At 39.8% G+C, this 12,662-nt stretch carries 11 protein-coding genes and 1 pseudogene; 2 read left to right on the top strand and 10 right to left on the bottom strand.

The window, feature by feature from the left end; genetic code table 11:
• Positions 1-9: 9 nt before the first annotated feature.
• From AC1DLI_RS17820 to AC1DLI_RS17835, 4 genes are all read right to left on the bottom strand, one after another.
• A complete protein-coding gene (locus tag AC1DLI_RS17820; RefSeq protein WP_308995706.1) occupies positions 10-954 on the bottom strand; it encodes an ABC transporter permease in 945 nt (314 codons plus the stop codon).
• A 581-nt stretch (positions 955-1,535) separates the two neighbouring features.
• The gene (locus tag AC1DLI_RS17825) at positions 1,536-2,768 is read right to left on the bottom strand and encodes a multidrug effflux MFS transporter (RefSeq protein WP_477604805.1); all 1,233 of its coding nucleotides are present in this window, start codon (positions 2,766-2,768) and stop codon (positions 1,536-1,538) included.
• Positions 2,769-3,022: 254 nt separating this feature from the next.
• Complete coding sequence (locus AC1DLI_RS17830; protein ID WP_477604807.1) at positions 3,023-3,466, bottom strand: hypothetical protein; 444 nt, start codon at positions 3,464-3,466, stop codon at positions 3,023-3,025.
• Between the two features lie 137 nt (positions 3,467-3,603).
• Positions 3,604-4,083, bottom strand: a complete 480-nt coding sequence (locus AC1DLI_RS17835) for an RNA polymerase sigma factor (protein ID WP_477604809.1) — start codon at positions 4,081-4,083, stop codon at positions 3,604-3,606.
• Positions 4,084-4,893: 810 nt separating this feature from the next.
• On the opposite strand from AC1DLI_RS17835, the gene AC1DLI_RS17840 reads away from it, so the two are divergent.
• Positions 4,894-5,850, top strand: coding sequence for an aminoglycoside phosphotransferase family protein (locus AC1DLI_RS17840; protein ID WP_477604811.1), 957 nt, complete (start codon positions 4,894-4,896; stop codon positions 5,848-5,850).
• 756 nt (positions 5,851-6,606) lie between these two features.
• Here the strand turns inward: AC1DLI_RS17840 and AC1DLI_RS17845 are convergent.
• Together AC1DLI_RS17845 and AC1DLI_RS17850 are read right to left on the bottom strand one after the other, a co-directional pair.
• Positions 6,607-6,969, bottom strand: coding sequence for a hypothetical protein (locus AC1DLI_RS17845; RefSeq protein ID WP_477604813.1), 363 nt, complete (start codon positions 6,967-6,969; stop codon positions 6,607-6,609).
• Between the two features lie 208 nt (positions 6,970-7,177).
• Entirely contained in the window at positions 7,178-8,050 is an 873-nt protein-coding gene (locus AC1DLI_RS17850; protein WP_477604815.1) for an AraC family transcriptional regulator, read from the bottom strand.
• Between the two features lie 142 nt (positions 8,051-8,192).
• Here AC1DLI_RS17850 and AC1DLI_RS17855 point away from each other — a divergent pair, with 142 nt between their 5' ends.
• Positions 8,193-9,770, top strand: a complete 1,578-nt coding sequence (locus tag AC1DLI_RS17855; protein ID WP_477604817.1) for a HEAT repeat domain-containing protein — start codon at positions 8,193-8,195, stop codon at positions 9,768-9,770.
• A gap of 224 nt (positions 9,771-9,994) precedes the next feature.
• Here the strand turns inward: AC1DLI_RS17855 and AC1DLI_RS17860 are convergent, their stop codons facing one another.
• The 4 genes and pseudogenes from AC1DLI_RS17860 to AC1DLI_RS17875 all read right to left on the bottom strand — a co-directional run bounded on the left by AC1DLI_RS17860 (position 9,995) and on the right by AC1DLI_RS17875 (position 12,520).
• Complete coding sequence (locus AC1DLI_RS17860) at positions 9,995-11,224, bottom strand: RNA polymerase sigma factor (protein WP_477604819.1); 1,230 nt, start codon at positions 11,222-11,224, stop codon at positions 9,995-9,997.
• 289 nt (positions 11,225-11,513) lie between these two features.
• Complete coding sequence (locus AC1DLI_RS17865) at positions 11,514-11,708, bottom strand: hypothetical protein (RefSeq protein ID WP_477604821.1); 195 nt, start codon at positions 11,706-11,708, stop codon at positions 11,514-11,516.
• 259 nt (positions 11,709-11,967) lie between these two features.
• Positions 11,968-12,039, bottom strand: a pseudogene (locus tag AC1DLI_RS17870) (helix-turn-helix domain-containing protein); the annotation flags it as partial.
• 1 nt (position 12,040) lies between these two features.
• On the bottom strand, positions 12,041-12,520 hold the full coding sequence (locus tag AC1DLI_RS17875) for a DUF2975 domain-containing protein (protein ID WP_477605077.1): 480 nt from the start codon (positions 12,518-12,520) through the stop codon (positions 12,041-12,043).
• Positions 12,521-12,662: the final 142 nt, after the last annotated feature.

A 12,662-nucleotide genomic window follows, 5' to 3' on the forward strand; every position in this document is an offset into this window, starting at 1 on the left:
CCTCCCATTTTAAAACAAGGCGCTGTCCGGTTCGATTTTACGAACGATCAGATTAACCGTTAACACTAGGATTAAACCGAATAAGGATTGATAGAAGCCCACTGCTGCGCCCATGGAGAAGTTGAACTGCCCCACCAGACTGCGGAAGACATACGTATCAATGATGTCTGTTTGCGGATAGAGCACCGAGTTTGTACCAATCAGATTATAGAACAGGTCAAACGAGCCCTTAAGAATTCCGCCAAGACCAAACAGCAGCAGCAAGATAAACGTTGGTTTAAGCATAGGCAAGGTCATGTGGCGAATTCTTTGCCATCTGCTGGCCCCATCCATATAAGCTGCTTCATAAAGATCATTGCTAATGCCTGTAATTGTCGCTAGGTAGACGATCATGCCATAGCCGGTTGCGCTCCATATTTTAAAAGCCACGATGATGTACTTCCAAATATCTGGATCAGAATAAAACTCGTAGCGCTCTAGGCCAAATGAGGTAATCATCGTATTAATAAAGCCGGAATTAAAATTGAACATATTGTAGGCAAACACACCGACAATAACCATTGAAATGAAATGCGGCAGCAAAAGCACGGATTGAGAAATCTTTTTAAACCACTTGCCGGAAATTTCGGACAGCATAATGGCAAATACAATTTGAATGATGTTCCCCACTGCTAGAAAAGCAAAATTGTAAAGCAATGTATTTTTGGTGATATTCCAAAGATCGCCAGTCTTAACTAAAAACTCAAAATTTTCTAAACCTAGAAATTTACTTCCGAAAATTCCTTTGCTGATATTGAAATCAACAAACGCTACGTATGCCCCTGGCATGACTAAATAGTGAAAGATTATAAAGTATAGGATGACGGGTGAAAGCATAAAAAACAGAACCTTGTTCTTCAAAATCTCCCGCAGCATATTTCCACCATGAACCTTAAGTCTTGTTATGACATACATTTAGCCCAACTCCTGTTATGGTTCTTCTTATTAAAACCGTTGTAATGAATGCGCTTTCATTTGACTTGAAACATAATCTCCCCCTCATTGATGAGATATACGCTGCATTTTTTTGAAACGTTTCGATTTAGAAGCAAAATAATGATTGATTTTCGCGGATTACGGCGGATATGCACGTCATACGTCATATAAAACTCATGTTAGCACTTTCAATTCCATAATTGTATATCGAAACGTTTCTCTCAAAGCAAATATTACAACATGGCTGCAGCGAAATCAATCATTTTTTTTCGAAATGTATCCGCTTACAGATCACCCTATTCGACCGTATGGTCAATAAGTCGCATCTAATCAATATGCGTGAGCCTATTTTAGTGATTTTTTCTACTCTATATCTGTAATGGCGGGAGAAATCTCGAAACGTTTCGAGGTTATCGTCGCCCTATCGTCAACCACTAACTGTTCATTCTTGAGATCGCCTCACTTGAAGAAATATGTAGTCGGCTAATCCGGATAAAAAACAGCAAGAAATAAGAAAAAAGCCACCGACAAGGGTGGCTTAATCTTACTATTCTATTTCCCTATTGAGAAACCTTTGATGCAATAGGGTTATTGGCAAGCTTAATTTGCGGCTTCTGTGCAAGTCCAAAGAAGGCTATAAGAGCAAGGAGGCTAGTGGACAAAATGATGATCCCCATCGGAACCGCGGAATTCTCTCCGGCAACGCCGACTAGTGGTGAAGTACATGCCCCAATCACGAAAGGCAACAAGCCAAGCAGTGCGGATGCACTTCCTGCCCGTTGACTTTGCGAACCCATCGCCAGAACAAAAGAAGCAGTTGCAGTCATACCAATTGACGCCACAAAGAAGAACAACGGAATAACCAATGCCAGTAAAGGACCGTGCAATAAAATTACGAGCAAGGCTGCAAAACTGGCCGTACAAGACAACAGTAAACCAAGAATAACGAAATTGCGTTCCGAGAACGCTTTGCTGAACCGTCCAACGACCTGTGAGCCAATAATTAAGCTTATGCCATTGGATGCGAATAAGAGCGCGAACAGTTGTGGAGAAGCTCCGTAAATATTTTGATAAACAAATGGAGTCCCCGATACATAGGCAAAAACGCCACCAATCATAATGCCTTGTGCAAGCGCATAGCCGATAAACTGTCGATCTTTAATCAGAGCTTGGATTCCGGCTAACAGCTCTCCGAAGTTACCCGATACCCGATTCTGGGCGGGCAAGGTCTCTTTTAAGTTCATCGTTGCCAAAATAACGAGTAGTAAACCAACAATGCTCAGYACGAAAAACACACCTACCCACGTTGTAAAGGAGATCACACCGCTGCCAGCCATAGGCGCAATCATAGGAAACAGATTATTTACAAGCATGAGCATTGAGAAAAACTTCGTTAATTCTGTTCCGCTGTATAGATCGCGTACGATTGCTCTGGAGATAACAATTCCCGCAGAGGCAGCGAAACCCTGAACAAAGCGTGCAGCTATAAACCAATAAATATTTGGGGAAATCGCACAGACAAACGAAGCAACTAGATAGAAAATAAGTGAAATAATAATCGGCTTGCGTCTCCCATGAACGTCACTTAATGGTCCCATAATAATTTGACCCAAACCTAAGCCAATGAGGCATGCTGTCAAACTAAGCTGAACAAGTGAAGCCTGGGTTCCAAAATCAGCAGTAATTTGCGGGAATGACGGCAAATACATGTCAATCGTAAGTGGGCCAAGAGCTGAAAAAGCGCCTAATAGCAATACTAATCTTAGGCGGTCATAATTTTTTGTTGCAGACATCGTTTGATCTTCTCCTAAACTATTTCAAAGTGATGAATCATGGTGATCGAGTAAACTTGTTTCATTATAGACCAAGATAGAGATAAACCCAATAGCTTTATCTCTTCTCTTTCGTATAACAAAAAATCAGCGTCACCAGGCATTTATGCCGGCCGCTGATTTTCTTTGATTTATGATCTTTTATTCAAATCTGCCCGCGGCCAGCAAAAAAACCGCATCCATATGAGAATGCGGTTAGTCTGTTAGCAGCTCTCTTAAAAATTGTTGTAAATAACTTCAGCCGTTACCTTCCCGCTCGTAACGTCTTCCGAGGTAAAGCCGGATACCGTGTTGCCGACTTTGAACTCCTTGCTTACCAGTTGCTCGGAAGGATCAGGAGCCGTCGGGCCCGTTATTCCGTAAGTCGTTTTTTCCGTTACCGTCACCCACAACTCTCCGATTCGGAAGCTTTGGCCGTCGGCGCTTACCTCATCAATGACACCGTCAATGTTGACCCGATGCTTTGCTGAAGTGGCCGGTCCCGGACCGTTATTTTCAACGACGCCGCCGCTTGGGTTATTCGTGACCGGATTAGGGGATGTACCGCTTCCGTTCTGGTTAACCGCATAGATGCCCAAAGTCAATACAGCGCAAGCCGCAATGCTTGCTGCCCAGATAACCACTTTGTTTTTCTTTACTGCCGGATTAGTTGTTCTCATAGGAATCTCTCCATTTCGTTTATCGTTATCGATTTGTTTGTGTCTTTCCTGAATTAAGCGTTCAAGCGTACGTTCTTGAAAGTTTTCGCTTGTTTTCAATTTGGACATGGCCRATTTATAACTCGATTTCTTCATCTTCACAAATCACCACCTATAACTTCTTTAAGCTTATTACGCCCGCGAGCAAGCCAAGTCCCTACAGTCGCAGGTTTAGCATGAAGAATGTCAGCTATTTCTTCCAATGAGTAACCCTCGTAATAATGTAGATGGATCGGGACCCGATATTTTTTATCCAATGATAATACAGCCTGCATGACCATGTATTCATCCTTTGGAAGGTAAGACAGTTTGTCCGGTAAGGGGTTACGACTTTTAAACCAGCCCGTCTTGAGCAGGTTCTTACATTTATTGATCGTTGTTCGGATTAACCAGGCTTTCTCATGATCAACGCTGTCGAAGACGGGGGATTTCTGGAGATAGGCAAGGAATACTTCCTGCGCGACTTCCTCCGCGTCAGCAACGTTTTTGAGATAGGCAAACGCTATCTTGACCAGACTGTCGGAATAGTTGACAACAGCTTTGCGGACGGATTCATTGAGCTCATATGAATCGTTCACCTGATGCCCCCCTTTCATTAGTAATACAATTGAGGAGACCGTTTTTTTTCACGCTGTAAAAAATAAATTTAAGACAATTTCTTTTAAAGGGGATCACTGCGATTCCTATCAGTATGTCCATCTGCCAAAAACGGCAACAGTCCGCGGGACAGAAGCAAACAACAAGCCCCTTGGGCTAATGGGGCCAAGGGGCTTGTTTAGTTCGAGAATGAGTTGCCATGCAGCCCATTCGGGTTATATGAACGTTTCCGACGTCATTATTTTCGCAACCGACGATGACTTTACTTAACCTATGTATGAACAACTCGTTTTCCACGACATCTGGAATGCCTTGCGTTAATCTGCCCGTTTCCACATCAGTATCCCGGTAATAAGATAGCAAAGAGAAGTAACTATAAACAACTTAAAGATACTGGGCGTCATCGCTAAGTAAAGGCTTAGAGGGAGTGACCAGAAAAATGCAATGAACAGAACGATACGCTTCTTAATAATTGTTCCAATTATTGCTGCACATGCGGGGGCTAAAAGGAATATGCCAGTTCTTACTAAAACGTCATTACTTGCTGGTTCAGAATTGTATGGGTTGTTGAAGTTAAGAACCAGCCATAGCGCTACAGTACCTAGTGATGAGAAAATGCCAAAATATATCCAAGGTTTCACCTTAACACCCCTTATCAGCACTACCTTATTGCGCAACCATATAATACCATATGTTGGTAATGTTTAATTATAAAAAAACTTTTTAGTGATTAGTTAGATAAACCTCATATATAATTTACTTATGAATTTAAATTAGAGAGGACTAAGCTATTGATAAAAAAAGATGCTCCTAATATTGATTTAGTAACACAAATAGTAAGTGATCACCTTAATTCAAGAGACTTTAAATTAGAAAGAGTATTAAGTGGCGTATCTACTTATGTATATCGTGTTCAATTAGGTGAGAATACCTTTTATCTTCGGGTTCTTCCAGAACAAGATATGAGTTTTGCTGTGGAAGTACATGTACATTCATTACTAAGACAAAAAAAAGTTCAAGTTCCAGAAGTTATATACTTTGAACATCATAATGAAGCATTAGGGATGTCAATGATGCTTGTTAAAGAAATCCTTGGTTCCAATATTGAAGCTTATCCTCCAATAGACGAATACGAGAACATACTTTTTGATGCTGGAAAACAAATTGCGGTTATAAATCAAGTACGAGTGGATGGATTTGGCTGGATTAAAAGAGGTAACGAAGAATGTGGAAATATTCTACAAGGTGAAAAAGATTCATTACAGGATAACATTTATGAATATTTAGATGAAGATTTATTTTTATTATCAGAGAATGTTTTTCATAAGGATGTTACCTCCCAAATCAGAAGCACATTAAATACTGGAACAGCGTTAATGTTAAGACATCCATCTTGTTTAATCCATGGGGATTTTGATGATTCACATATTTTCGCTCATAATGGAAACTTTACGGGCATTATTGACTTTGGGGAGATTCAAGGAAATAGCCCACTGTATGATTTAGGGCATTTTAAATTGCATGATGGACAGCATCGACAGCGTTATTTGGGCTATACTTCCTTAGCAAAAGGATATAACGAAGTAAGAGACCTCTCATATGATGACCAAATAGAAATTGACCTCTGGGCATTATGGATTGGGGTCAGGAGGTTGGGAATTATCTGCAAGAGAACTTGGGGTAGTTATCATGATCATTTGATTAAAACTGTAAAGCTTCAAATGGATATATTAAACAAGAAATTATAACTTTTTAAAATGGAATTTTAAATAAGAAAAGTCCCGTCAAAAAGCCGCTCCTAGTAATGGAGTGGCTATTTAACTCTCACTATAAGAAACGAGACAGGGAATTCGTAATTCTCGGTCGTAATTAAGACGACTTTCCAAATTCTGTTTTTACTTCTCTTGTAACTTGAAAAGTCATCATTCCACATAATAATCAGCTTATCGGATAACTGATTCTGTAATTCAATTATCTTGACCTCTACATCTGGAATATCCTTATATAATTCGTATAATGAAATCCATGTTCCTGAAGGTTTATTGAATAGAAATGCCCATAAGTCCGTATTTTCTCCAACATCATACAAATACTGAGTGAATACCTCCATTTTGTTCAATAGAAGCTGATTCTCCTGAAATGATTCCAAAGGTGTAGTTATATCCTCAAGATAAAAAGTTGAATCGTCATTATAAAATTCCTTAAAGCACTTAATGTGACAAAAAAAGTTTGTTCTTTTTGTTCCATTTCATTCCCATTAAAATTTGTAGTTAACGTCAACGCACACGGGTTATGGCTATTCATCATTTTATCTTCTGCTGTTATTTTTTGTTTACATATGCAACACTTATATTCCAAGTACTTGCTCCCTTCACCGTATTATTTTAGCATTTATCTAAACTTCCAGTTAGTTGAGTTAAGGCTGCCACGCGATTGCTTGCCTTGTTTTGATCTTTATTTGCGCTAACGTTCCTCGTTTGGTCAACCAGTTGCCATATTCGCAGCTAAATAATGTTACCCTCCCAATCAACAAGTATTAGCTGATCCTTTCTAATAAAACACCATTCGATTATTGTCTTAACAAGACTTGGTGTAATAATCCTATCATCCCAAATAGGGGTTTGTACTCTTACCCAGCCTTGGCGAGCATAACTTTCTAATCCTCCAAACTCAAATCCTTTAACAACAATATGTGGTGTCTGCGTATAATTAGATTGACCTACTTGATATGAAATAATTAACTTCTTATCTTCTGAAACAATATTAAGATTGATTCGTCCAAAATCCTCAGCATCTGATTGGACATACCAGTAATACAACCTGCCGCTATGCTCCAACTTCCTTTTACCCTTTGATCTGACCCCCATCTGCTTGCTCCCTCACTATACAAAGTAGATTTTTTCTACGCCACATATTCAAGACAGTAATCAAACTATCCTGCCTAATAGCTTAATGAAACAAGGGAGCAGATATATAGTTATATTTTTGCAATTCTTCGCCGTAATGCATTCTGCTGAAAGTATAATACATTAACCACCCTCTACTACCCGTTAGTCCAACGAGGCTGCCGTATCTTCACAGACCTACTCTGTTCCCTTCCCTGAATTCCCGTGGTGATAGGCCGTTTAACTTTCGGAATATCTTTGAAAAATAATGCAAAGATGAAAATCCATGCTTGTCTGCGATCTCGGTAATGTTCAGATTCGTAAAGAGAAGGTCGTCTTTCGCCCGATTGATCCTGAATTGGATAACATACTGTGTAGGCGGCAATCCGGTTGCATGTTTGAATAAATCAAAAAAATAACCGCGGCTTATACATAACTCTCTGTAATAGATTTCGAAAGGCTTAAGATTGCCTTGTACTAGATCCTGATCTAGTCGCTCTAGCAGCTTGGACATGCGGGGATTGGGCATATGATCCTCTTTCAGGGCAAATGTTAGAAAAAACTCGATAAACTGCTGAAAGCTGCTCTGAATCTTTAAGCTGCGAACATAACTCCGCTCATTTGTATAGTGATTTTCTGTGTAAAACCTCTCAAAAAAATCCATCCATACCCGAAGCTTCTCCACTTTCACATGCTCCGGTAAATAATAAGGAAATGCTGGCCCGATCAGAGCAGGAACCAGAGTGGCTGCATCAAAACAGATCTTGCTCGGGTGGGCGAACTCAGCCCGACGATCTATGTATGACCAATCAAAATAACAGCAAACGTGGACCATCGGGTCTTGGCTGTCGGCAACCCAATGGTGGAGCTGGCCTGCTGGTATGTACACTAGAGAACCGACTGACGTTTCATGGGTGCGGCCACATGTGTGAACTACACCTTTTCCTTCACTGATCAAATATAGTGAGGAGGCATAACTGATCCGATTGCTGCTAGTCTGTCCTTTGGAGAATGGATACCGGGTTGCATAGTACACGTAAGGATGTAATTTAGCAAAATCCATCCTCGAACACCACCTTATACTGAAAACTAAATAGCAATTGATATGACGATTGTACAAATAACTGACGATTTTGCAAATACAAAATAAATTAAATATTATAAAATTTCTATGTGAAGACGAAGATTTCTTAGGAGGAGTTCACATGTTAGAAAGCAACTACTTGTTGACAGATGAACAAATGATACAATTTATTACCAAAGGCTATCTTGTACTTAAGAACGACATGCCTCATCAACTTCATCAGAACATCATGAATCAGATCAATCACGTTATGCATAATGAAGGAAATCCTGGAAACAACATTTTGCCCCGTGTTCCAGACATTCAGCAGTTGTTCGATACGCCAGTCGTCAAGGGAGCCTTGAGCAGTGTACTTGGTTCGGATTATTACATGCATCCACATCGCCACTGTCATTACAATCAACCCGGAAATTCTACGCCGGGTGGCGGAAAATGGCACAAAGACGGCTATTGGTCTTCCATGCGCAGCCATCGTCCGTGGTGGGCGATGATTTTCTATTACACCCACGATATTACCGAAGATTTAGGGCCTACTGCGATTATGCCAGGCACCCAATACTACGAAAAATTCCTCGGCGACCGAGGTGAGCCGCTGCTTCCCACAGGCAAGGCAGGTACTATGGTGCTAGTGCATTTCGACTTGTGGCATAAAGCCTCGCTTAATGTGTCAGAACTAGATCGTTATATGCTTAAGTTTCAGTTTCTCAGATTGAGCGCACCGGAGTTTCCGAGCTGGAATCATCGAAGCAAAGATATGATTGTGCCTGAAGGAACGCCCGCTATCCATATGAATTTATGGCTGGACGTATGGGATTGGCTCCGCGGAGAACATACGGCAAAGCAGGCTTACACGACAACGATCGAGGAGCGATTGTTGGCATTACGGCAAGAGCTTGGGGCAGAGAGTGCAACAGACCGCGGGCGGGCAGCCGACGAATTGGGACGGATCGGAGCAGCGGCAGCTTCATGCGCTCCCTCGTTAGGGCTTCTATTAAACGATCAGGTGGAAACGACCGCTTTGAATGCAGCTTATGCGCTTGGGCAGCTTGGAACAGAAGGAATTGAAACGCTGATTAGTCACATTACGGAGGGGTCGAGCCTGACAGCGGAAAGGGCAGCCTATGGATTGCAAGGAGCTGGCATTGAGGCAATTCCTAAACTTCTCCGTGTTATGAAGCATAAGGATGAGAAGCGAAGAGCGTTGGCTATTTTCGTACTTGGTATGATAGGATCTTCAGAAGGTGAAGTGGTACCCTCGCTTATCTCAAGCTTGCAGGATCAGAGTGAATGGGTTCGCCGAAATGCAGTTGAATCATTAGGTATGATTAAGAATGCTGGAGAACAAATTGTTTCGGCTTTAGCGAAAGTATTAAAAGATTCTCTTCTATGCGAAACTGACAATACTTCAGAATCGATTAATACGGAAGCCATAAAGTCGTATGCAAGCCATCAGCCATACATTATCAATAAAATCGGATATACTGCGGCACTTTCACTGCTGCGTATCGGTAATGCTGGCGATATGAAGGAAGCTATCCTCTCATTGGAGCGAGCGCTTTACAGCAAGGACCGTTACGTCAGAGCTTATGCTTCGGAAGCACTCACCCATTTGAGATCGGAGGAAGCGGTCGATATCTTGATCCGTTTTTACCGCTCTTCCCGCTGGTGTCCGGATACAAGTAATGTTAGTACTTTCTAGGTTGCCCCATTACTAACTCAACTTGAATGCGTAACACTAACAGCATTATGCTGTTGGTTTTATCCTTCCCTTCGTATTATGAGGTCGTAGATAATTCTTATCAGGTTAACCTTCTATCCTAAGATTTAAGGAAATGTTGCTTCCTTTCCTTCTTAATCGGGAGGATCATAGAATAAAAACTAAAAGCCCGGTATATAACCGGGCTTTTAGGGCTAGAAAAATCACTATTTGTTTTTTACATACTCAACCCATTGCTCATGCAGCTCTGACTCAGAACATTGAAAAATTTCATTAAAACCATTGGGATTTCTAATCACCTTATTTAATGCATCTAATCCATATTTATCGACAATGAACTCCACAATTAAATAAGAAAATTGAAATCCTTTCATCGTTTCAAACTCCCAAGTATCATTATTTAACTCTTGAAACGACGGGATAACAAGATTATGAATGTTATCTAAAGTACTATTCTTGATGAATTCTTCGCTCATTCCTTTTGACTCATATCCTCCAATACCCTGACGCGCCCATTTTGGAGCAAGCGGATTAATGTCAGAGATTAACCACATTGTGAACAAGTGTACGGTGGATTTAAGAATGGATTGATACGTATGCTCTGGTCCAGGATTCAAAGGAGAAACAATTTTTAAATAATTATCCTCAAAGGTACCCATGAACCAATTGGGAGCATTCTCTTCTCCCACAGCTTGATGGAAGGTCGGAAGATCTGGATAAATTTCAATGATAACTTTTCTGGATGGCTGGTGTTTATATTTCAATGAAATTCTTTCAACATTATCCTTAAGCTCATTAAATAAGTCTTGATGAACCTTCTTCTTCAGACTATCCGTCATGTCATTTGTTTCACTTTTATTTACTATTGATATCATATCTTGAATAGACATTATGGCAATGTCACCCCATTCTTTTAATTCTCTTCTTAATTTCTCTAATGATCGGTACAACCTGTTCTTTACCGCACTCTCACGCATTCCAACGATTTTGGAAATTTCCGTCAAGGTGCAGTCAACAAAAAAACGCAATGAAATAATCTCTTGATCCAGCTCATTTAGTTTTTTTAAAGCTGAACTAATATCAATACGGATCTCAACATACTTAGCAAAATCAAGAGAGATAGCCTGTGATTCGTAGCCTGTAAAATCATATGGTATTTCTTTTTTTCGCGATAAACTTCGAAATTCATTTTTCGCTATATTCTGAGCAATTTTGAAAATCCAAGTGAATAAACTGGAATTTTCTTTAAAAGTATGAATGTTTTCTATTGCCTTTAAGAAAACTTGTTGTGTTAAGTCATCCGCAACCCCAGGATTTACTTTCAACGAGAGATATTTGCAGATTCTTTTGCGATATTGATCATAGGTGATTTCAAAATTTTTGATGTTTCCCTGTTCATCCGGATAAACAGGGCTTTTGTCATGAGCTCCAGACATTGTAAGAACCTCCTCTTGACCTTACATTCAATTAGACACCGCAGGGAGGTAAAAAGACACATACAAGCAGAAAAAAATTGGGGCATTGTTTTTAATGATGCTAGTGAAGTATTGATGAGGAGTCCTAGCGGATATTGGGGAATGGTACAGTGAAAGGAGGAAAAGAGGCTGTCCATTAGGTCTTTTCAAACCTAATGGACAGCCTCTTCTTCCTAATACGATAAGGTCGACTTATTTCTTGCGATTATCGACTTCAAGGAGTGTTTTCAAACGTACCCTTGCTTCATTTTCATTTTGCAATTTCATTATCTTTATTTTGCATAACCTGTTTTACCAAATTTTCTGACGCTTTTTCGTTAATGGAGTTCTCCGCCGGTACATGCTCTATCGCATTCTGCGCATAGCTTGTTCCCGAGTGATTTAAATTGGTAAAGGCAACCGGCTGCTTCTTGTTATTGGAGTTGCTTAGCTGATCTTGTTTCATAAGGATCTGACCTCCATTCTATTTTTAAATTCAAATTATTTTGGATGTATTCGTTAAATAATATGCATTTTTAGGGTGATTTCATTGGAAAAAGTTTCTTTTCATGTCCGGTGTGCGGAATTCGAACTTTTTAAAGTGTAAAAACTTGCGGATACCTTGCCGGCTGTAATCATCATTACGTTATGAAAAGGCTGCCACGCGGCAGCCCTTTCGTAATTGAACTATCGTTCTTCTAATATATCTCCAGGCTGACATTCTAAAGCTCTGTGACACTCATTTTCCTTCTAGCCAGCACCACATCAATATTGATGATAATGGCCATGTTATTCACTTCAGACCGTTAAGTCATTTTCTGATTTTATATCTATGGCATCTTGTAAAATCTTTTGAAGAACAACTGCAAACGTTGCAATTACGCTTGAAGCAAAAGTGCACATTAATCCCAGTGATATAATACCTGCTACGTCATCATCAATAAATATAACTACGAATAGTATTCCTAATACAATTAAGATACTGATTGTGATTGCACTGTACTTTATATAACTCAAAGCTCTAACAGATAATTCCGAGAAAGCCTTGTTCCTATCTATGTAGCTTAAAAGTTTAAATGCTTGATACAAAGCAACAAAAAATGGAATAGAAAATACATACGCACATGCTAAAAAGGGATATTGCAAGTAAGCAGTCTCTGGATGTGCTGCTGCATCATTACTGGCTATCCCAGGCAACCAAAAGGTACACAAAGCAAGTGCCGTAATTCCAATAAGAACAACAACTCCTCTTAAGAAAACCGTTGATCTTCGTTTTATAAATAACACCTCACATAGTTATTGTCAATTTGACTTTAACACATGATTTATTGTTATACAATATGATTTAGTCTTAATACAATATATTATTATTGTTTTATATAATGCATTTAAATTTTATACAAAGATAAAAAGCATTTCT

The sequence above is a fragment of the Paenibacillus sp. 01T443 genome, assembly GCF_056398325.1.